The 20,768-nt window shown below is 68.0% G+C and carries 19 protein-coding genes; 12 read left to right on the top strand and 7 right to left on the bottom strand.

Annotated elements, in window-relative coordinates; all coding sequences use genetic code 11:
- The 4 genes from mmsB to ASE02_RS10980 are packed head-to-tail and all read right to left on the bottom strand — an operon-like array spanning position 1 to position 3,843.
- Complete coding sequence (gene mmsB / locus ASE02_RS10995; protein WP_056734105.1) at positions 1 to 894, bottom strand: 3-hydroxyisobutyrate dehydrogenase; 894 nt, start codon at positions 892 to 894, stop codon at positions 1 to 3.
- 2 nt (positions 895 to 896) lie between these two features.
- Positions 897 to 1,622, bottom strand: a complete 726-nt coding sequence (locus ASE02_RS10990; RefSeq protein WP_082602010.1) for a class I SAM-dependent methyltransferase — start codon at positions 1,620 to 1,622, stop codon at positions 897 to 899.
- A gap of 41 nt (positions 1,623 to 1,663) precedes the next feature.
- Positions 1,664 to 2,707: an enoyl-CoA hydratase/isomerase family protein gene (locus ASE02_RS10985; protein WP_056734103.1), complete on the bottom strand. Its 1,044-nt coding sequence runs from the start codon at positions 2,705 to 2,707 to the stop codon at positions 1,664 to 1,666.
- Complete coding sequence (locus ASE02_RS10980) at positions 2,704 to 3,843, bottom strand: isobutyryl-CoA dehydrogenase (protein WP_056734101.1); 1,140 nt, start codon at positions 3,841 to 3,843, stop codon at positions 2,704 to 2,706. The genes ASE02_RS10985 and ASE02_RS10980 overlap by 4 nt, the downstream gene beginning before the upstream one ends.
- Before the next feature lie 132 nt (positions 3,844 to 3,975).
- Between ASE02_RS10980 and ASE02_RS10975 the strand changes: the two genes are divergently transcribed.
- From ASE02_RS10975 to ASE02_RS10965, 3 genes are read left to right on the top strand one after another with little or no spacing between them, the layout of a single operon-like run.
- On the top strand, positions 3,976 to 4,428 hold the full coding sequence (locus ASE02_RS10975; RefSeq protein WP_156406014.1) for a hypothetical protein: 453 nt from the start codon (positions 3,976 to 3,978) through the stop codon (positions 4,426 to 4,428).
- Complete coding sequence (hemB, locus tag ASE02_RS10970; RefSeq protein ID WP_056734097.1) at positions 4,425 to 5,435, top strand: porphobilinogen synthase; 1,011 nt, start codon at positions 4,425 to 4,427, stop codon at positions 5,433 to 5,435. The genes ASE02_RS10975 and hemB overlap by 4 nt, the downstream gene beginning before the upstream one ends.
- Positions 5,432 to 5,821, top strand: a complete 390-nt coding sequence (locus tag ASE02_RS10965) for an NUDIX domain-containing protein (RefSeq protein ID WP_056734095.1) — start codon at positions 5,432 to 5,434, stop codon at positions 5,819 to 5,821. The genes hemB and ASE02_RS10965 overlap by 4 nt, the downstream gene beginning before the upstream one ends.
- A gap of 63 nt (positions 5,822 to 5,884) precedes the next feature.
- Here the strand turns inward: ASE02_RS10965 and ASE02_RS10960 are convergent, their stop codons facing one another.
- Entirely contained in the window at positions 5,885 to 6,739 is an 855-nt protein-coding gene (locus tag ASE02_RS10960) for an NAD(P)-dependent oxidoreductase (protein WP_056734094.1), read from the bottom strand.
- Positions 6,740 to 6,824: 85 nt separating this feature from the next.
- Here ASE02_RS10960 and ASE02_RS10955 point away from each other — a divergent pair, with 85 nt between their 5' ends.
- Both ASE02_RS10955 and ASE02_RS10950 read left to right on the top strand, forming a co-directional pair.
- Entirely contained in the window at positions 6,825 to 7,730 is a 906-nt protein-coding gene (locus tag ASE02_RS10955; protein WP_056734092.1) for a flagellar motor protein MotB, read from the top strand.
- 95 nt (positions 7,731 to 7,825) lie between these two features.
- Positions 7,826 to 8,599 carry an arginyltransferase gene (locus tag ASE02_RS10950; protein ID WP_056734091.1) on the top strand — a complete coding sequence of 258 codons (774 nt, stop codon included), beginning with the start codon at positions 7,826 to 7,828 and terminating at the stop codon, positions 8,597 to 8,599.
- A 13-nt stretch (positions 8,600 to 8,612) separates the two neighbouring features.
- Here the strand turns inward: ASE02_RS10950 and ASE02_RS10945 are convergent, their stop codons facing one another.
- Complete coding sequence (locus tag ASE02_RS10945) at positions 8,613 to 8,921, bottom strand: hypothetical protein (RefSeq protein WP_056734089.1); 309 nt, start codon at positions 8,919 to 8,921, stop codon at positions 8,613 to 8,615.
- Positions 8,922 to 9,027: 106 nt separating this feature from the next.
- Between ASE02_RS10945 and ASE02_RS10940 the strand changes: the two genes are divergently transcribed.
- The 4 genes from ASE02_RS10940 to ASE02_RS10925 are packed head-to-tail and all read left to right on the top strand — an operon-like array spanning position 9,028 to position 13,925.
- On the top strand, positions 9,028 to 9,879 hold the full coding sequence (locus ASE02_RS10940) for a DnaA ATPase domain-containing protein (RefSeq protein ID WP_304438358.1): 852 nt from the start codon (positions 9,028 to 9,030) through the stop codon (positions 9,877 to 9,879).
- A gap of 57 nt (positions 9,880 to 9,936) precedes the next feature.
- Entirely contained in the window at positions 9,937 to 12,135 is a 2,199-nt protein-coding gene (locus tag ASE02_RS10935; protein WP_056734083.1) for an RNA degradosome polyphosphate kinase, read from the top strand.
- Positions 12,116 to 13,651, top strand: a complete 1,536-nt coding sequence (locus tag ASE02_RS10930; protein WP_082602009.1) for a Ppx/GppA phosphatase family protein — start codon at positions 12,116 to 12,118, stop codon at positions 13,649 to 13,651. The genes ASE02_RS10935 and ASE02_RS10930 overlap by 20 nt, the downstream gene beginning before the upstream one ends.
- Positions 13,652 to 13,670: 19 nt before the next feature.
- Positions 13,671 to 13,925 (top strand): hypothetical protein, encoded by a 255-nt coding sequence (locus ASE02_RS10925; RefSeq protein WP_056734081.1) that lies wholly within the window; start codon positions 13,671 to 13,673, stop codon positions 13,923 to 13,925.
- Positions 13,926 to 14,038: 113 nt separating this feature from the next.
- On the opposite strand, the gene ASE02_RS10920 is transcribed toward ASE02_RS10925, so the two are convergent.
- Positions 14,039 to 15,847 carry an acyclic terpene utilization AtuA family protein gene (locus ASE02_RS10920; RefSeq protein ID WP_056734078.1) on the bottom strand — a complete coding sequence of 603 codons (1,809 nt, stop codon included), beginning with the start codon at positions 15,845 to 15,847 and terminating at the stop codon, positions 14,039 to 14,041.
- Positions 15,848 to 16,004: 157 nt separating this feature from the next.
- On the opposite strand from ASE02_RS10920, the gene ASE02_RS10915 reads away from it, so the two are divergent.
- From ASE02_RS10915 to ASE02_RS10905, 3 genes are all read left to right on the top strand, one after another.
- Positions 16,005 to 16,931: a S1/P1 nuclease gene (locus ASE02_RS10915; protein ID WP_056734076.1), complete on the top strand. Its 927-nt coding sequence runs from the start codon at positions 16,005 to 16,007 to the stop codon at positions 16,929 to 16,931.
- 138 nt (positions 16,932 to 17,069) lie between these two features.
- Positions 17,070 to 19,343, top strand: a complete 2,274-nt coding sequence (locus ASE02_RS10910) for a TonB-dependent siderophore receptor (RefSeq protein ID WP_056734074.1) — start codon at positions 17,070 to 17,072, stop codon at positions 19,341 to 19,343.
- Positions 19,303 to 20,709 carry an alkaline phosphatase gene (locus ASE02_RS10905; RefSeq protein WP_082602008.1) on the top strand — a complete coding sequence of 469 codons (1,407 nt, stop codon included), beginning with the start codon at positions 19,303 to 19,305 and terminating at the stop codon, positions 20,707 to 20,709. Before ASE02_RS10910 ends, ASE02_RS10905 begins: the two co-directional genes overlap by 41 nt.
- Positions 20,710 to 20,768 lie beyond the last annotated feature (59 nt).

Below are 20,768 nucleotides of genomic sequence, written 5' to 3'. Positions count from 1 at the left end.
TTACGCCAATTCATCCAAACGCCCCCGGAGCATCTGCACAATTCCGGAGAAGTCCTTAGTTCCATATCCCAGCCGATCAAATAGGGCGTAGAGCCCCTCGGCCTGGGCCCCCATCGGCGTCGCGGCCCCGGCTGCGGCTGCGGCTTGCTGGGCCAGTTTCAGGTCCTTGAGCATCATCGCCGTGGCAAAACCGCCTTCGTAGCTGCGATTTGACGGCGCGGTCTCCACCGGCCCCGGCCAGGGACAGTAGTTCGACAGCGACCAACATTGCCCCGAGGATTTGGTGGCGATTTCAAAGAACCGCTCGCCGTCGAGACCGAGCTTCTCGGCGAGCGCGAAGGCCTCGCACACGCCGATCATCGAGATGCCCAGCACCATGTTGTTGCAGATCTTGGCCGCCTGCCCCGCCCCGTGATCGCCAGCGCGAATCACCGCCCGCGCCATCGGCGCGATCACGGCCTCGACTTCGGTGAAGTCGGCCTCGTCGCAACCGACCATGAAGGCCAGCGTGCCCGCGTCCGCCGCCGTCGTACCGCCGGAGACCGGGGCGTCGGCGAACCTGAACCCCAGGTCCTTGGCCTGCGTCGCCACCGCCCGGGCGCTCTCCACGTCGATGGTCGAGCAATCGATCAGCAGCGCGGTCTTGGGAGCGTTCGGCAGAATGTGTTCGGCATAGACCGAACGGACGTGCGGTCCGGCCGGCAGCATGGTCACGACGACGTCGGCGTCCCGGACCGCCTCAGCCACGGTCGCGGCGGGCGTGCAGCCCGCCGCCTTGGCGCGATCCAGAGCCTGGGCCGACAGATCGAAGGCCGCGACCTGACGGCCGGCCTTCGCCTGGTTGGCGGCCATGCCGCCGCCCATGTTTCCCAGGCCGATGAACGCGATACGCATGACTATCCCTTGGGTTTTTGGAACTTGAAGACGAACTGGTCGGTCTTGCCGCGGATCGTCGGATCGAAGACGTTGACGGTCTTGGGGTCGGCCGGATTGCGGATGGCGTTGTCCTCGCCGACGAACTTGAAGCCCGCCGCCTCGACCTCGGCCTTGACGATGGCCGGGTCGATCCGGTGCAGGGTGTCGGCCACCTCGACGGGCGCGCCGGTCACCGCCGCATGGTCGATGATCAGCAGCGTGCCACCCGGCTTGATCGAATTGAACAGGGTCTTGTTGACGGTTGGAACGTCGAGCGCCAACTGCTTCAGGTGGAAGTCGTGATAGTTCTGAGCGGTGAACATCACGTCGACCGGCTCAGGCGTCTTGAAGTCCTTGGCGGCCAGGGTGATGACCTCGACATTGCCCTTCTGCAGGACGGTCTTGGCCTTCTCCACGTCATTGGCGGGCACAGCGGCGTAGACCTTGCCGGTCGGGCCGACCGCGGCGCTCAGCACGCGGGTGAAATAACCGCCGCCTGGCAGCAGCTCGACCACCTTGTCGCCCGGCTTCACGCCTGCGAACTCCAGCATCTCAGCGGGCTTGCGGGCGGCGTCGCGGGCCTTGTCGGCGTCGGAACGGCTTGGATCGGAGACGGCCGCGGCCACATTGGCCGGCGGGGCGGCGTGGGCGGCCGATACGCAGAGCACCAGGGCCGCGCTAGCGGCCATCAACAGATTGCGCGTCATCTTGCTTCCTCCATCGGCGTGCTCAATGGCCGCCGTTCCGTTCAAGGTAGTGGCGTCCACTCCTCGGCGGAAGGAAGAGCTGCAAAAATCGCCTCGAGCATGGTCTCGCTGACGCCTTCGGGGGTCGGAGGATTCCAGCGCGGGGTATGGTCCTTCTCGACGATCACCGCTCGCACGCCCTCGAGGAAGTCGTGCCGCTGCACGACGCGCGCCCCGACCCGATACTCCATCGCCATGTTCTCGGCGAAGGTCTTGGCCTGCCCGCCGAGTTGCAGCTGGCGCAGCGCCACTTTCATGGTCTGGGGCGACTTGGTGGCCAGCACCTTCAGCTGGTCCTTGGCCCAGTCCGAGCCTGACGCCTCCAGCGCCGCCAGGATCGCCTCGAGGCTGCCCTGTCCGAAAATTCTGTCGATCTCGTCCTGATGTTGGGCGATGGGCGGACGGCCCGCGTCGGCCTCGAATTGCGTCAGCAGCGTCTCGATGGCCGCCGGATCGGCCACGATGGCGGCCTTCAACTCCGCGATCTTGCCGCTTTCGACGAAGTCGGTGGCGACCCCGACCAATTCGCAGTCGGCCGCCTTGATCCTAGCCCCGGTCAGGCCCAGCCACTGGCCGATATGGCCCGGCATCCGCGGCAGGAACCAGCCGCCGCCGACGTCGGGGAAGAGGCCGATCCCGGTCTCGGGCATGGCGAAGGTGGTCTTCTCGGTCGCCACCCGGTAGCGGGCCGGCATGGCTAGGCCGACGCCGCCACCCATGGTGATCCCGTCCATGATCGCCGCGACCGGCTTGGGGTACTCGAACAGCAGGTGGTTCAGCCGGTACTCGATGAAGAAGAACTCGCGCGCGGCCTTGCCGTCGCCCGCGCCGCTCTCGGCCAGCATCCGGATGTCGCCGCCCGCGCAGAAGCCGCGCTCGCCGGCGTGGTCGAGCAGCACCAGTTCGACAGCCGGGTCTTCTCGCCAGGCCAACAACGCATCGGTCATCGCCTGGCACATGTCGGTCGTCAGGGCATGCAGCGCTTGGGGCCGGTTCAGGGTGATCCGGCCGACACGGCCCTCGATACGGGTCAGGACGTCGCTCATTGCCGGAACATCTCCCGGGCGATGATCACCCGCATGATTTCATTGGTGCCTTCGAGGATCTGGTGGACCCGCAGGTCGCGGACGATTCTCTCCAGCGGATAGTCCTTCAGGTAGCCGTAGCCGCCGTGCAGTTGCAGCGCCTGGTTGGCGACCTCGAACCCAGCGTCGGTCGCGAAGCGCTTGGCCATCGCGCAGTATTTGGTCGCCTGGGGATCGCGGTCGTCCAGCGCCTGGGCCGCCCGCCGCACCATCAAGCGCGCGGCCTCCAGTTCGGTGGCCATGTCGGCGATCTTGAACTGCAAGGCCTGGAAGTCGGCGAGCTGCTTTCCGAACTGCTTGCGCTCGGTCATGTAAGCCTGGGCGGTATCGAGGGCCAGTTGCGCCCCGCCCAGCGAGCAGGAGGCGATGTTCAGCCGCCCGCCGTCCAGCCCCATCATCGCAAAGCGGAACCCCTCGCCCTCCCCGCCGATCCGGTTGGCGACCGGGACCCGGAGATTGTCGAAGTTCACCTGGGCGGTCGGCTGGGCGTTCCAGCCCATCTTCTTTTCCTGGGCCCCGAACGACAGGCCCGGCGCGCCGTTCTCGACCACGAAGGCCGAGACGCCCTTGGCCCCGGCGGCTCCGGTCCGCGCCATCACCACATAGAGGTCCGAAACCCCGCCGCCGGAGATGAAGGCCTTCGAGCCGTTCAGCACATAATGGTCGCCGTCCAGGACCGCGCTAGTGCGCAGCGCCGCGGCGTCGGAGCCCGAACCCGGCTCGGTCAGGCAGTAGCTGGCGATCAACTCCATGGTCGTCAGGCGCGGCAGATAGCGCTGGCGCAGCTGATCGTCCCCGAACCGGTCGATCATCCACGAGGCCATGTTGTGGATGGTCAGGTAGGCCGCCACCGAGACGTCGCCATAGCTCAGCGCTTCGAACACGATGGAGGCGTCCAGCCGGGTCAGGCCCGAGCCGCCAACGTCCTCGCCAATGTAGATGCCGGCGAACCCCATCTCCGCGGCCTGGCGCAAAACGTCCGCCGGGAAGTGCTTGTCCTCATCCCAGCGCGCCGAGTTCGGGGCAAGTTCAGCCTCGGCGAAGGCTCTCGCCGCATCTTGTATTGCGCGCTGATCGTCGGAGAGGGTGAAATCCATGCGCTCGAACCCGCGTTTGAAGAGGCTGACTTGAGCAAGTCGCTCTGCTGGCGCAACCTGTCAACGACGCGACGCGTGGGGGCGCGCCTTTCTCGGGGTCTTTGAATGGCGAACGAAGCGGTTGGCGGGCGCGTGAGCGAGTCCGCTCGGAATCTCGCCTACATCAACTACGGACTGCTGTTCGCGTCGCTGTTCTTCGCCGGCGTGCCGGCCCTGATCGCCGCGATCATCGCCTATTCCCAACAGGACGAGGCGCCGCCGACCATCCGCTCGCACCACAGATTCCAGATTCGAATCTTCTGGGTCGCCTTCGCCCTGGCCGTCGCCGCCGGCCTGAGTTTCCTGGGCGTGGTCATCCGCATCACCGGGGAGGTCTTCGAGTTCACGCAGATCACCGGCTGGGACACCCACGACAATGTGAAACTGGACCTGTCGAACGTCACCCTCGACGGAACCCTGGTCGCCCTGTTGACGTCGACGGGGCTGTTCTCGGCGCTGGGCGGCGTCTGGCTGGTGCTGGCGCCCGCCTACGGCTTCGTCAGGCTTGCGTCCGAGCGGGGGATGGGCCACAGCGCGCGCTTATGAGCTCCGCCCCCCTCGCCGCCTACCCCGCCCTGCGTCTTCGCCGCCTGCGCCAGTCCGATTGGATTCGCCGGCTGGTTCGCGAAAGCGTCCTGACCCCTGCCGACCTGATCTGGTCGATGGTCGTCCATGAGGGCGATGGCGAGGTTCCCGTCGCCTCCATGCCCGGCGTCTCGCGCCTGTCGGTCAAGGAGTGCGCCAAGGCCGCCGTCGAGGCCCGCAAGCTGGGCATTCCGGCCATCGCGATCTTCCCGCACATCGACGGCTCCAAGAAGGACGCCCTAGGCTCCCAAGCCGCCGACCCGAACGGCGTCATCGTCAAGGCGATCAAGGCCATGAAGGACGCGGCCCCCGAGGTCGGCATCATGTGCGACGTCGCGCTCGATCCCTTCACCGACCATGGCCATGACGGCGTCATCGAAAACGGCAAGATCGCCAACGACCCGACCATCGAGCGCCTGGTCGAGCAGGGCCTGATCCAGGCCCAGGCCGGCTGCGATATCCTGGCCCCGTCCGACATGATGGACGGCCGCTGCGCCGCCCTACGCGCCGCCCTGGAGGGCGCGGGCCTGCAGGACACCATGATCATGTCCTACGCCGCCAAGTACGCCTCGGCCTTCTACGGCCCCTATCGCGACGCCATCGGCTCGGGAAAGCTCGGCACCGGCGGCGCGCCGATCGACAAGAAGACCTACCAGATGGACTCGGCCAACACCGAGGAGGCCCTGCGCGAGGTCGCCCTTGATATCGCCGAAGGCGCCGACATGGTCATGGTCAAGCCGGGTATGCCCTATCTCGACATCGTCAGCCGGGTGGTCGAGGCCTTCCAGATGCCGACCTTCGCGTTCCAGGTCTCGGGCGAGTACGCCATGATCATGGCCGCCGCCCAGAACGGCTGGATCGACGAGGAACGCGCCGTCCTGGAAAGCCTGGGCGCCTTCAAGCGCGCCGGCGCCGCCGGCGTCATCACCTATTTCGCACCGCGCGCCGCGAAAATGCTCGGCGCGTGAAGGCCATAGAGATCGTCGCCGGGGTCATTCGTGACGCCGGCGGCCGCGTCCTGACCGTCCGCAAACGCGGCACGAGCGCCTTCATGCTGCCCGGCGGCAAGCGTGAGGCCGGCGAAAGCGACATCACCGCCCTCTCGCGCGAACTGGGCGAGGAGATCGGCTGCGACCTGATCACCGCCGATCATCTGGGCACCTTCGACGCCCCGGCCGCCAATGAGCCCGAGACCCGCGTCTACGGATCGATCTATCTGGCGGTCGTCGCCGGCGAGGCTGTCGCCAAGGCCGAGATCGAAGAACTGCTCTGGATCGACCCGAAATCCCCGCCCAGCGTGCGGCTTGCCCCGCTGCTGGAACGCCAAGTGCTGCCGCGTTTGACGGCCGCATAGACCAAATATCGTCATCCCCCGGATCTCGCTTTGCGAGCCCGGGGGATGACGAGTTGCGAGAGCCTATTTCTCCAACCGCGCCACCAGGCTCGAGGTGTCCCAGCGGGCGCCGCCCAGCGCCTGGACCTCGCCGTAATAGCCGTCGACCAGCGCGGTCATGTCGAGCCTCGAGCCGTTGGCCTGGGCCTCGTCCAGCACCAGGCCCAGATCCTTGCGCATCCAGTCGACGGCGAAGCCGAAGTCGAACTTGCCTTCCGCCATCGTCCCCCAGCGATTGTCCATCTGCCAGGACTGCGCCGCGCCCTTGGAGATCGCCGCGGCCACCTCCAGCGGATCGAGCCCGGCGCGCTTGGCGAAATGCATGCCCTCGGCCAGGCCCTGAACGATCCCGGCGATGCAGATCTGGTTGACCATCTTGGTCAGCTGGCCCGCGCCAGGTCCGCCCATCAGCCGCGAGGCTTTGGCGAAGGCGGCGATCACCGGCTCGGCCCGGGCGTAGGCGCCGCCGTCGCCGCCGCACATGACGGTCAGTTGGCCGTTCTCCGCTCCGGCCTGGCCGCCCGAGACCGGCGCGTCGACGAACCAGCGCCCGCCCTCGCCGGCCAGCACCGCCATCTCGCGGGCGACCTTGGCCGAGGTCGTGGTGTGATCGACGACGATCCCGCCCGCCGCCATCGCAGGCAGCAGCTGGGTGACGACGCCGCGAACGTCGTCGTCGTTGCCGACGCACAGGAAAACGATTTCGGCGCCGTCCGCGGCCTGCGCCACGCTGGCCCCGGCCCGGCCGCCGTGCGTCGCGACCCAACGCTGGGCCTTCTCCGGGCTGCGGTTGAACACCGAGACCTCATGTCCGGCCTTGGCCAGGTGGCCCGCCATGGGGAAGCCCATCACGCCCAGGCCCACGAAAGCGACTTTCATCCGTACGTCCTTCTCTCAACTCAACGTCATCTTAACGGGACCTGCGCCATCTTGCGGCGGAATCAGGGCTAACGGGGTTTGAACCATGGCGATGGGCGAAGCGCCTATCTTGATCAAGAAGGTCAAGAAGGCCGGCGGGCACGCTCACCATGGCGGCGCCTGGAAGGTCGCTTATGCCGACTTCGTCACGGCGATGATGGCCTTCTTCCTGCTGATGTGGCTGATCAACACCACCAGCCCTGAGCAGAAGCGCGGCATCGCCGACTATTTCGCTCCGGCCAGCATCTCCGAATCCACCTCCGGCTCCGGCGGCATCCTCGGCGGCACCGCGCTGGGCGAGGACGGCGTCAAGGGCGCGGGGTCTCAATCGATCATCGAGGAGATGGCTCCCGAATCGCGCAACCCGAGCGACGGCGCCCAGGAAGACGCCGCCAAGGCCATGGCCCCGGAAGCCTCCACCGAGGCCCTGCGCGAAGCCATCTTGCAACGTGAGCAGGCCGCCTTCGCCTCCGCCGCCCAATCCCTGCGCCAGGCGCTGCAGGACATGCCCGAGCTGGCCGAACTGTCGAAGAACATCCTGATCGACCAGACCCCGGAAGGCCTGCGCATCCAGCTTGTCGACCAGGAAGGCCGCTCGATGTTCGCCACCGGCCGCACCGAACCCAACGACCGCGCCAAGCTGCTGCTGCGCGCGGTGGCTAAGATCATCAACCAGCTTCCCAACCGGGTCAGCATCGCCGGCCACACCAACGCCTCGGCCGACGGGGCCAAGCCCGACGGCGACTGGCAGCTCTCGGCCGGCCGCGCCGACGCCTCGCGCCGCGTGCTGCAGTCGGCCGGCGTCGACCCCGACCGCGTCTATCAAGTCTCGGGCAAGGCCAGCTCCGAACCGCTCTATCCGGACGATCCGACCCTGGCGGGCAATCGCCGCATCGCCATCGTGCTGCTCCGCGAGGCGCCGGTGCTCCCGCCTGACCATGGGCTTCAATGACGTAACTCGCTCCGTGACGTTTGGGACCTTGCGCCTGGGCTTCCCATGACGCCTAATCTCTCCAGGCGCAGTGGTTCGAAAGCGATCGCAAGTCCGTGACGCAGCATTTTCCGACACGACAACTCAGGTTTTTCCTGACCGCGCCCAGTCCGTGTCCGTACCTGCCGGAACGGCACGAACGGAAGGTCTTCGCGCACCTGCCGCTGTCGGACGGCGCGAACGTCAACGACAGCCTGACCCAGGTCGGTTTCCGCCGCTCGCAGAACATCGCCTATCGCCCGGCCTGCGAAAGCTGCTCGGCCTGCGTCTCGGCCCGTATCCCGACCAAGGACTACGTCTTCTCGCGCTCCGAACGCCGCGTCCTGTCGCGCAACGAGGATCTCGAACGCCATCTGGTCGAGGCCGAGGCCACCATGGAGCAGTTCGATCTGCTCCGCCGCTACCTGCTGACCCGTCACGCCGACGGTGGAATGGCCGAGATGACCTGGCCCGACTATGTCGCCATGGTCGAGGACACCGCCGTCCGCACCCACATCATCGAATACCGACAGCGTTCCAAGGACGGCGGCCCCGGCGATCTGGTCGCCTGCGCCCTGGTCGACCTGATGAGCGACGGCCTCAGCCTGGTCTATTCGTTCTACGACCCAGGCCTGACCCGTCGCAGCCTTGGTTCATTCGTCATCCTCGACCACGTCGTCCAGGCCTGCCTGACCGACATCCCGTACGTCTATCTCGGCTACTGGGTCCGGGGGTCGGAGAAGATGGACTACAAGGTCCGCTTCTCGCCCATCGAACTGCTGCGCCCGGAGGGCTGGTCCTTGATGTCGGCCCGCGACCGGGTCCGGCCAATCGACAGTCCCGGCTCCTGATCCCAGGTCGCGATCAGGCGACCTGTCGCATCAGGTTGTCATGGAAGCTCTGGGGCGCGAAGTAACCCTTGTCTCGCGCCTCAGTGACCTTGGCCCAGTAGGTCTTGTCGCTGGCGATTGCGGTGTTCAGGGCCTCGAAGGCCGCCAAGTCCGTCATTTCCAGCCACCAGGCCACCGTGCCGGTCGCCCCGGCGAGCGAAGCCCAGCAAGTGGCGCGCTGCACGCCGGGCCAGCCCTTGATGTGCTCGGTCATGCTGGCGGCGAACGCCATCGCGGCCTGGGGATCTCCGATGATCTGGGCGCTGCGTCCTACACCGATCATGTCATCCTCCCTTGAGCGTCACCGCTGCTCGGGATCGAGGGCGCGCGGACGCTGCTTTCCCCCCTCGCGGCGTGCACCCACTGCTCATCGCGAACGCCCGTCAATCGTGACCGCCGCGCCGCAGCAGCACATGTTCGTGACTGGAACCCGCCAAGCTGCTCGCCAGCGCCGAGTTGTCCCTCGGATTCACCAAGTCATCCCCAAGCCCAGGGTTGCAACACGTCGACCAGGCGCCGCCAGCTTGGTAAACCGCTCTTGTGCTTCAGTTGGTTGGACCAGACGCATGACACGGCAGTTGCGCCTGGAACTCCGGCGCCCGGGCTCTTTCTCGCGCCGGGATTTCATAACCGGCCCGTCAAACGCCCAGGCCATCGCGGCGCTGGACCTGTGGCCGGCTTGGCCCGGCGGCGCGCTGGCGTTGTTCGGCCCGGCCGGCATCGGCAAGACCCATCTCGCTCGCGAATGGGCCACGCGCGCCAACGCCGTGGTCCTGGATCGCCTGGCGCCCGACGTGGCCGCCGCCGCCGGTCGCCCAGTGTTGTTGGAGGACGTCGACCAGGGCGTCGACAACGAGGCGCTGTTCCACCTAATCAACATGGCCGCCCGCGAAGGCGGCGGCCTGCTGCTGACCGCACGCGAGGCGCCGGTCGCTTGGCGCACCGAGCTGCCTGACCTGCCCTCGCGTCTCCACGCCTTGCTGGTGGCCGAGATCGAGGAGCCGGACGATGAAGTCCTGGAAGGCGTCCTCAAGAAATTCTTCCGCGAACGGAGCATTCGCGCGCCGAAGGAGGTCTATCCCTACCTGCTGCGCCGCATGGAGAGGTCGATCCCCTATGCGCGCGAAATCGTGAAGCGGCTGGATGAAGCCGCCGACGATGAACAACGCCCTATTTCGCGCATACTTGCGCGACAGATTCTTGAAGATGATAGCGAGAATCTTGACCTTTTCGATGGATGACTTGCGGTACATTTCGGGTTGGGTCAGAACCAACCTATGCCTACGGACGCTGAAATCATGACCTACGCCGCCCCTGGTCCGCGGCCCGCCGGCGAGACGCCCCTGGCGCTCGACTCTGAGCTGGTCGGCTCGCCCGAACGCTTCTTCAACCGGGAAATCTCCTGGCTCGCCTTCAATGAGCGCGTGCTGGACGAGAGCAAGAACCCGCGCCATCCGCTGCTGGAGCGCCTGCGGTTCCTGTCGATCTCGGCCAACAACCTCGACGAATTCTACATGGTCCGGGTGGCCGGCCTGAAGGCCCAGGCCCGCGAAGACCTCCGGGTCGTGTCCCAGGACGGCCTCACCCCCGTCGAGCAGCTGGTGCGCGTCAACGCCGAGGCCGCCAACCTGATGGCCGACCAGCAGGGTCAATGGCGCCGGCTGCGCGACGAGCTCGCCGGCGAAGGCCTCATCGTGATCGGCGAGGAGCAAGTCACCGCGGCCGAGAAACAGGCGCTGGAAGCCACCTTCATCACCCGGATCTTCCCGGTGCTGACACCGCTGGCCATCGACCCGGCTCACCCGTTCCCGTTCATTCCGAACCTCGCCTTTTGCATCGTGCTGAAGCTGAAGCGGGTGTCGGACGGCCGCCCGCTCTACGCCCTGGTGCCGATTCCGGCCCAGGTCGCCCGGTTCTGGGAGCTGCCGGCCGCGCCTAGCCGCCGAAAGTTTCCAGATCGTCGGTTCATCAGCCTGGAAAGCCTGACGTCCCTGTTCCTCGACCACCTGTTCCCCGACAGCGAGATCGAGGCCAAAGGCGTCTTCCGCCTGATCCGCGACAGCGACGTGGAGATCGAGGAAGAGGCCGAGGACCTGGTGCGCGAGTTCGAGTTGCGGCTCAAGCAGCGCCGCCTCGGCTCTGTGGTCCGCGTCGAGATCGAGGCCGAGATGTCGGCCGAACTGCGCACCTTCATCGTCGAGAACCTGCACGCCAAGGACGACGACATCATCCTCATCGACGGCCTGCTGGGCCTGGACGAGCTGTCACAGCTGATCCCCGCCAACCGGCCCGACCTGAAATTCAAACCGTTCGAGGCCCGCTTCCCCGAGCGGATCCGCGACCATGGCGGCGACTGCTTCGCGGCCATCCGCGACAAGGACATCCTGGTCCACCACCCGTTCGAGAGCTTCGACGTGGTGGTCCAGTTCCTGCGTCAGGCGGCCCGCGACCCCAACGTCCTGGCGATCAAGCAGACCCTCTATCGGACCTCGTCCGACAGCCCGATCATCGCCGCCCTGATCGAGGCGGCCGAGAACGGCAAGAACGTCACCGCCCTGGTCGAGATCAAGGCCCGCTTCGACGAGGAAGCGAACCTGAAATGGGCGCGCGACCTCGAGCGCGCCGGCGTCCACGTCGTCTTCGGCTTCGTCGAGTACAAGACCCACGCCAAGCTCTCGATGGTGGTCCGCAAGGAGGGCGACACCCTTCGCACCTACTGCCACTTCGGGACCGGCAACTACCACCCCGTCACCGCGCGGATCTACACCGACCTGTCGCTGTTCACCTGCGACCCGGCCATGGGCCGCGACAGCGCCCGCCTCTTCAACTTCATTACCGGCTATGCGCGCCCCGACGGCCTGGAGAAGCTGTCGCCCTCGCCGCTGACCATGAAGGCCGACCTGCTGACCTACATCATGCGTGAGGTGCAGAGCGCCCATGACGGCAAGCCCGCCGCCATCTGGGCCAAGCTGAACTCGCTGGTCGATCCGGTCATCATCGACGCCCTCTACGAGGCCAGCCAGGCCGGCGTCTCCATCGACCTCGTCATCCGCGGCATCTGCTGCCTGCGCCCCGGCGTGCCCGGCCTCTCGGAGAACATCCGGGTCAAGTCGATCGTCGGCCGGTTCCTGGAGCACGCCCGCATCGTCGCCTTCGGCAACGGCGCGGCCATGCCCTCGGCGGAAAACCGCGTCTTCATCTCGTCGGCCGACTGGATGCCGCGCAATCTCGACCGCCGCGTGGAGTGCCTCACTCCCGTCGAGAACCCCACTGTCCACCAGCAGGTCCTGCAACAGATCATGGTGGCCAATCTCAAGGACGAAGCGCAAAGCTGGACGCTCGACGCGGACGGCCGCTATACCCGCGATCCATCATGGGATCACCCGGGCGCTTTCTCCGCGCACGAGTACTTCATGACCAATCCCAGCCTGTCGGGCCGGGGGCAGAAGGTGAAGGACATGCCGCGCGCGATCGATCATGTGGCCCCGCGCGGATAGCCGGGCCCTTTCCCCCGATCCCGGTCCTGGAGCTTTCAAGGACCTAGGTTCCCGTCAGACCGCCGTCATCGACGTCGGCTCCAACTCCGTGCGCCTGGTGATCTACCGGCTGGAAGGCCGCGCGATCTGGACGGTCTTCAACGAAAAGGCCCTGGCCGGCCTCGGCCGCGACCTGCCGGCCACTGGTCGCCTGTCGCCGGCCGGCATCGAGACAGCCCTGGTCGCCCTGCGCCGGTTCCGCGCCGCGCTCAGCGGCTGGGCTCCCGCCGACATCTTCGCCGTCGCCACCGCCGCCGTGCGTGAGGCCTCTGACGGTCCGGCCTTCCTCGCCCGCGTGGAGATGGAGACCGGCCTGCGCCTGCGCGTCCTCTCGGGCGTCGAGGAAGCCCGCTACGCCGCGCTCGGCGTCCTGGCCGGTCAGCCCGACGCCACCGGCGTGGTCGGCGACATGGGCGGTTCCAGCCTCGAACTGGTGCACCTCGATTCGGGCGCGCCGCGTGACGGCGTCACCCTGCCCCTCGGCCCGTTCGCCCTGGGAGCGCCCAAACCGCTCGACGTCGACAAGATGCGCAAGGTGATCGAGGGCCGCATTGAAAACGCCGGCCTGCGGTTCCGCACGCGCGAGTTCCACGCCGTTGGCGGCGCCTGGCGCAACCTGGCGCTCCTGCACATGGAGATGGCCGACTACCCGCTGCGCGTCGCTCACCAGTACGAGATGAACCGCTCCGACGCCGTCGACGTCGCCCGTTTTGTCGCCCGCCAGTCCAAGGGCTCGCTGGAGCGGATGCAGGGGCTGTCAAAGAAGCGCTTCGACACCCTGCCCTATTCGGCCCTGGTGCTGGACGCCCTAATCGAGCGCCTGGGCATCGAGCGCATCGTGATCTCCGCCTATGGCCTGCGCGAAGGCCTACTGCTGGAAGCCATGGCGCCCGAAGAGGCCGCGCAGGACCCGCTGATCGAGGGCTGCGAAGCCCTGACGACCGTGCGCGGGCTCTCCAACGATCTCGGCACGGCGCTGCATGCCTGGCTCGATCCGGCCTTCAGTCGCCTGCCCCCGGTCTTCGGCGCCCGCGAGCCGGTGCTCATCGCCGCCGCCTGCCGACTGGCCGATCTCGGCGCGCGACTTCACCCCGACCATCGCGGCGAGCTGGCCTTCGAACAGGTGTTGCGGGCCCCCATCGCCGGCATGAACCACCCCGAGCGCGCCTTCCTGGCCAGCGCGGCCTTCGCCCGCCACTCCTCGGCCCCCGCGACGCCTGAACCTGGCACGGTCTCCAAGGTGTTGTCGGTCGAGCGCCGCCAACGCGCCCGAGCGCTGGGCTCGGCCATCCGTCTCGGCTGCGACCTGTCGGGCCGCAACGCGGGCCTGCTCGGCCACTGCACCCTGGCGATCGAAGGCGAGCGCCTGATCCTACGCGCCCAGGACGGCTGGTCCGACATGCTGCTCGGCGAACAGACCGCCAAGCGCGCCCAGACCCTGGCCCAGGCGCTGCGGCTCAAGCTACAGTTGGGTTAGACCCGAACCAGGAGACGTCATGGCCTTCGCCGAACACGAACGGGCCATCCTGCTCGCGGTGAAGGGCGTCGGCCCCACGGTCGTGCTGCGCCTTGAACAGATGGGCGTCGAGGATCTCGCCACCTTGGCGGGGCAAGACGCCGCCGCCCTGTGCGTCGCCGCCTCCGCCCACCTGGGCTCGACCTGCTGGCGCAACAGCCCACAAGCCCGCGCCGCGATCACCGGCGCGATCCAAGCCGCCCGCCGCGCTCAGGATGCGTCGGCAGGGGCTTAAGGCTCCCACCTGTCACCTCTCGCCTCTCGCCTCTCGCCTCTCGCCTCTCGCCTCGTCATCCTAGGCCTTGTGCCTAGGATGACGAGGTGGGTGGAAGGGCCGAGCCCCAACGCCTACCCGCCCAGCAAGCCCGCCGGAATCTCGATCTCCATGTCGAGCAGCTGCTGCGCTTTGCCCTTCGCCAAGGGATCCAGGCGCAGGCTCGAGAACTGGCCCCCGCCCAAGGCCTGGATGCAATGCAGGTTGATCGCCTGCAAACCCGGCAGCTCATAGCAAAGCACCTTGGGCGTCTTCGCTCCCTCGAACTCGTGGGCGAAGAACGCCTGGACAGCATCGGGCCTCAGGCCACGCCGGATCCAGGGCAGGTATTCAGGCCGCCGGGCGATCACCCCGATATTGAAGGCGTCGCCCTTGTCGCCCGACCGCGCCCAGGCCAGGTCGATCAGCGGCGTCAGGACAAGTTCGCCCTCCGTGCTCGGGGGCTCTGGAACAACCGGCCGCACCACCATGCCAGGATCGAACAGCGCCGCGGGCGGCGCGGCGCGGATTTCACGGCGTTCGGCGCCAAGGCTCACCACGGCGTCGACTTCGACCCTGGGCAGCAAGACCGAGAACACCCGCGCGACCGGGGTGATGGTCGGCGCGCCGCCGAACCATCCGGTCGATCCCACGCTCATCGACGTAGTCGGCGAGGCGAACTCCCGCGCCAACAGCCCCAGCGCCTGGGCGCTTTCGTGCTCAGCCCCAACCCGCGCCACGACTTCGCGCGCCGCACGGGCTTCAGGCCGGGCCTGCGCGCCATAGGACGTCTCGGCGCCCAGCAATTCGATCCGTTGATCGCGCAGCGGCGGCAGGTTGCGGTCCCGCAGCATCTCCCCCAGGCGTTCCAGCACCGCCTGCGCCTGACGCTCTGCCTTGCGGACGGCGTCGCGCCCGACGACCGGCATGGCGCCGATGAACCGATAGCCATCCTCGAAGGTGATGCAGACCTTGTAGGCGCCGCTCGGCGGATAGCCCTTGGCGCCGCTGACCCGCACGCGGTCCTCGCCCACGGCCTCGACCTTCACCTGCGTGAAATCGCACACCACGTCCGGCAGGGCGTAGCCTTGCGGGTCACCGACCTCATAGAGGATCTGTTCGGCCACCGCCGCCGGCGACACCAGCCCGCCGGTGCCGGGCGGCTTGGTGACCACGAAGGTCCCATCGGCCTGGCACTCGATCACCGGATAGCCGATGTGGGCCCAGTCGGACACGTCCTCCCAGTCGGTGAACAACCCGCCGGTGGCCTGCGCGCCGCACTCGATCACATGCCCCGCCAGCGAGCCGGCCGACAGCAGATCGTGGTCGGCCTCCGTCCAGTCGAACTCGTGCATCAGCGGGCCCAAGGCCAGGGCGCTATCGACCACCCGCCCGGTGATCACCATGTCGGCTCCGGCCGCCAGGGCCTCGGCGATGGGCCTCCCGCCGAAATAGGCGTTGGCGGTGAAGACCCGCTTGGGATCGGGGAAGGCCGCGTCGGTGAACATCTCGGTGAGACCGCGCGCCGCCAGATCATCCAGCCGGCCCATCAGATCGTCGCCCTCGACCACGGCGATCTTGAAGCTGAGCCCTGCGGCCGCGGCCAGTTCCTCCATCCGGGCGCGACAGGCGTGCGGGTTGAGCCCGCCCGCATTGGTGACGATCTTCACCCCCTGCGCCTTCAGCTCCTGAAGGTTGTCCTTCCAGACCCACTCGGTGAAATCACGGGCATAGCCCTGATCCGGCCGCGCCGCCTTCAGTTGACCCAGCGACGACATCGTCGCCTCGGCCAGATAGTCGAGGATCATGTAGTCGAGCCGGCCGCCCTTCAGCAGTTGCGGCGCGGCCACCGAGGAGTCCCCCAGGAAGCCGCCGGCTCCACCGATCCTGACAATCTTGACCATAGCCGCCTCGCTGAACTTACGCGCCGCAAAGCTAGGCCCCTGCCGTAGCGGGCGCCTAGCACGTTGCGCGCCGCGCAACTGGCGTTCGGTCCTTTGCGACAGCCTGCGATAGCCCGGCTGCTACCAAGGTTTCCTGCCACTCAATGGAAGCCCGATCATGCGCCTGCCCCTTCTCGCCACCGCCCTGGCGCTCACCCTGCACGCTCCGGCCCAGGCCTGGACCCGGCCGGGCCACATGGTCACGGCCGCCATCGCCTATGACGAACTCGCCGCCCGCGATCCCAAGGCCTTGCAGAAGCTGCTCTCCATCGCCGCTCAACACCCCGACCGCGGGCCGTTTGAAGTCGCCGTCGGCCGGGCGACCGGGGACGAGCGCGCCCGGCGACTGTTCATGGAGCTGGCGCGCTGGCCCGACGACGTGCGCGGCGGCGCCCAGGACCACCCGACCTGGCACCACGCCCTGCGGCCGGTCATCGACCCGCGCAGCCCGCCGCCCAAGACCCCGGCCACCGACAGCGCGGGCGCGGCCAACGAAGCCTTCGCCCTCAACGTGAAGGTCGCCTCGGACCCCAAGGCCCCGATCTCCGAGCGCGCCATGGCCGTCGCCTGGGTGTTCCACATCGCTGGCGACATTCACCAGCCGCTGCACACCGCCCAGCTGTTCTCCGGCCGTTTCCCGACCGGAGATCGGGGCGGCGGACTGCAGCATGTCCGCGATCCCAAGACCGGCGAGCCGATCAGCCTGCACTGGTTCTGGGACGACTCGGTCAATCGCGACGGCGAGCCGGAGCAGGCCCTGGCCCGCGCGCGCGACCTGACCACGCGCTATCCGCGCGCCTCCTTCCCGGAACTGGGCCACAGCCCCGCCGTGGCCACAGCCTTCAGCGCCTGGGCGGGCGAGAGCTACCGCCTGGCGGGGCCCCTCGCCTATCGAGCCGATCTAGTCTCGGCCGACAGCGCCGACAAGGCTCCTGAGCTTCCGGGGGCCTATGTCGCCGACGTGACGGCGCAGGCTGAGCGCCGCCTGACCCTGGCCGGCTATCGCCTGGCCGACATCGCCCAGGCCCTGGTCGCCGCTGACTGACGCCGGGCGCGCGGCGGGCGCGTGACACATCCATGTCGGATGTTGCGCGTCACGCAACGCCCGTCGCGCCCTTTGCGTTCGACCCTGCCCACGCCCCCGGCCAGAAGCCGGCTGCAAGTTTCTTGAAGGGGGATCGGCATGCGTCGGAACATTCTATGCGGAGCCGCGGGCCTGGCCCTGATGGCGGGGCAGGCTTGGGCCGAAGCTCCGCCGGTCGAAGAGCTCGGCGAACTGGTGGTGGTCGGCTCGCGCGGCGCGCCCCGGCTCGCCACCGAGACCTCATCGCCCGTCGACGTGTTCACCGGCGAGGAACTGGCGGCTCGCGGCTTCAACGACCTGTCGAAGGTCATGCAGTTCGTCTCGCCGTCCTTCAACTTCCCCCGTTCGGCCACCGGCCCCTCGGCCGCCAACACCCGCTCGGCCAGTCTGCGGGGCCTGAGCCCCGACCAGGTGCTGGTGCTGGTGAACGGCCGTCGCCGGCACTCGTCCTCGGTGCTGAACTTCAACAACAATGTCGGGCGCGGCACCGTGCCCATCGACTTCAACACCATCCCGGCCTCGGCCATCGCCCGGGTCGAGGTGCTGCGTGACGGCGCCGCGGCCCAGTATGGCTCCGACGCCATCGCCGGGGTGATCAACATCGTCCTGCGCGACGACGCCGAGGGCGGGCTCGGCACGTTCCAGATCGGCGCCACCGAGGACGGCGACGGCGAGACCGCCATCGGAACCGCGCGCCAGGGCTTCAAACTCGGCGAGGACGGCTTCCTCACCCTGGCCGCCGAGGCCCGCTATCGCAACTTCACCAACTCCGCCCGCGTCGATCCGCGGGTCGGCCGCGTCACCCAGCGCCACGGCGATCCGGAATCGCTCGATCTGAACCTCGCCGCCAACGCCGAGGTCCCGCTACCCGGCGCCACGCTCTACGGCTTCGCCACCTTCGACCGCCGCTACTCGGAAAGCGCGCCGCTGTTCCGCCTGCCCAATGTCGCGCCGGCGCTCTATCCGCTCGGCTTCCTGCCCCTGGTCGAGTTCGACATGATCGACTTCGGCGGCGCGGTCGGGGTGCGTGGTGAGGCCGCCGGCTGGTCCTGGGACCTCAGCGACACGGTCGGCTTCAACCGCGGAGACTTCGCCGTCTCCAACAGCGCCAACACCTCGCTCGGCGCGGCCAGCCCCAGGCGGTTCGAATCCGGCGGCACCCGCTACGGCCAGAACCTGGTGAACCTGACGGTCAACCGCCGGTTCGAAGACGTGCTGGCCGGGGCCAACCTTGCGGCGGGCCTTGAGCACCGCTTCGAGAGCTTCAAGATCGTCCCCGGCGAGCCCGCCTCGTACCAGGGCGCGGGCGCGCAAGGCTTCCCCGGCTACAATCCGCCGTCCCCGGTCAATGTCGACCGCACCGCATACAGCGCCTTCATCGACGGGGAAATCTCGCCGGTGAAGGGGCTCGACCTCGGGCTCGCCGCCCGGTTCGAGAACTATAGCGACTTTGGCGACCGAACGACCGGCAAGGCCTCGCTGTTCTGGCGCACGAATGACTGGCTGGCCGTTCGCGCCACCGCCAGCACCGGCTTCCGCGCCCCGGCCCTGCAACAGCAGCACTTCGCCACCGTGACCAGCCAGCTCTCGGCCGGCCAACTGGTCAATGTCGGCACCTTCGCGGTCAGCGATCCGGTCGCCCGCGCGCTGGGCGCCTCCGACCTCAAGCCCGAGAAGTCGCGCAACATCTCGGCAGGCGTGGTGCTGACGCCGATCCCTCGGCTGAGCTTCACCGCCGACGTCTTCCGCATCGAGATCGATGACCGCATCGCGCTGTCGGAATCGCTGTCGGGGCCGGCCGTCACCGCCATCCTGGCGGCACGCGGCATCACCAACGCCTCGCAGGTCCGGTTCTTCACCAACGCCGCCGACACCCGCACCGAAGGCTGGGAGGCCGCGGTCAACTGGTCGACGCCGATCGCCACCGACGGCCGGCTGACCCTGACCCTGGCCTACGCCGCCTACGACAACGACGTGAAATCGCTGGCCGTGAACCCGGTGCTGCCGGCGCTGGCCCTGCTCGGCCCGACCTCGATCGGCGTCCTCACCGACGCCCAGCCGCGCAACAAGGTCACGCTGAACGCGGGTCTCGACATGGGTCGCTGGAGCCTGCTGGCCGACGTCGTGCGCTTTGGAAAATACCGTTCCTCGCCGCTCGGACCGACCCAGGTGTTCGGCGACGAGATCACCTTGGACCTCACCGCGTCCGTCGAGATCAATAAAACGCTCAGCCTTCATGCGGGTGTGATCAACGCGACCGATGAGTACCCCGACGAGGTCGTCGGTTCGAACGACGGCCGACCCTATACGGAGGCAGGCGGACTTGGTGTCGATGGGCGAGAGTATTTTGTCAGGGTGTCGGCGCGCTTCTAGCGCGCTGGCCCTGGTGGGCGTGATCTGCGCGGCGGGGGCTCCGGCCTCCGCCGCCGAGCGCCCCCGGAACGTAATTTTGTTCATCGGCGACGGCATGGGGGTCGCGACCCTCACCGCGGCGCGGATCTATGACGGTCAGCAGCGGGGCAAGGATGGCGCCTCCAATCGCCTGTCCTTCGAGACCTTCCCTCACCTGGCCCTCAGCCAGACCTATTCGGCCGACGGGCTGGTGACGGACTCCGCCGCCGGGGCCTCGGCCATCCTCACCGGCCACCGGACCTTGAACGGCGCGCTCGGCGTCGACGACAAGGTGCGGCGCGGCGACTGCGCCTCGGTCAAGGGTGCGTCGGTTCCAACTCTGGCGGAGATGGCGCGCAAGAAGGGTCTGGCCACCGGCGTGGTCTCCACGGCCGCGATCACCGACGCCACCCCGGCCTCGCTCTACGCCCACACCCCCTCGCGCCAATGGCAGTCGGACGCCGACCTGCCGCCTGAAGCGGTCGCGCAAGGCTGCAAGGACATCGCCCGGCAAATGCTGGACGGCCCCAAGGCCCTGCAACTCGACGTCATGCTGGGCGGCGGCCAGGCCGCCTTTACGCCCAGCGAAGGTACGGGCAAGCGTCTGGACGGCCGCGACCTGACCGCCGAGTGGCGGGCCTCAGGCGGCGCCTATGTCGAGACCGGCACGGCGATGGCCGCCGTGCCCAAGGGGACCAAGCGTCTGCTCGGCCTGTTCGCGCCCGGCAACATGATGCGTGAGAACGCCCGCCGAGCCACGCAAACCGACGCACCGCGCCTGACCGACATGACCGTCAAGGCCATCGAGATCCTGTCGCAGAGCAAGCAGGGCTATTTCCTGATGGTCGAAGGCGCCCTGATCGACAAGGCCCACCACCTCAGCCTGGCCCACGAAGCCCTGACCGAGACGGTCGAGCTCTCCAAGGCGGTGGCCGCCGCTGTGGCCATGACCGATCCGAAGGACACCTTGATCATCGTCACGGCCGACCACAGCCATGGCCTGACGATCAATGGCGGGATGCGCGACACCTCGATCCTGGGCCTGTTGCCCGGCAATGACGACGACCCGGCCAAGGCCATGGACGGCAAGGCGATCCCGATCCTGATGTACGCCAGCGGCCCCGGCGCCCCGCCGGTCGGCGAGCTTCGCCCCGACCTCACCGACGTCGACACCGCCGATCCCGACCTGCGCAACTTCGCCGCCGTGCCGCTCTACAGCGCCGCTCACACCGGCGAGGACGTCGCGACCTACGCCACCGGCCCCGGCGCCGAGCGGGTTCACGGTCTGATGGATCACCCGGCCGTGTTCCAGGTCATGCGCGAGGCCTTGGGCCTGCCTGCGGACTAGGTGGAATCGACATTCAGCGCATCCAGATGAGTGTGGCGGCGAGGTGGATGAAGCCTAGG

It is taken from the genome of Phenylobacterium sp. Root700 (assembly GCF_001429025.1).
Lineage (GTDB): Bacteria > Pseudomonadota > Alphaproteobacteria > Caulobacterales > Caulobacteraceae > Phenylobacterium.
The sequence above is the reverse complement of the archived record's forward strand: the minus strand, read 5'-3'. Positions and strand labels throughout refer to the sequence as shown.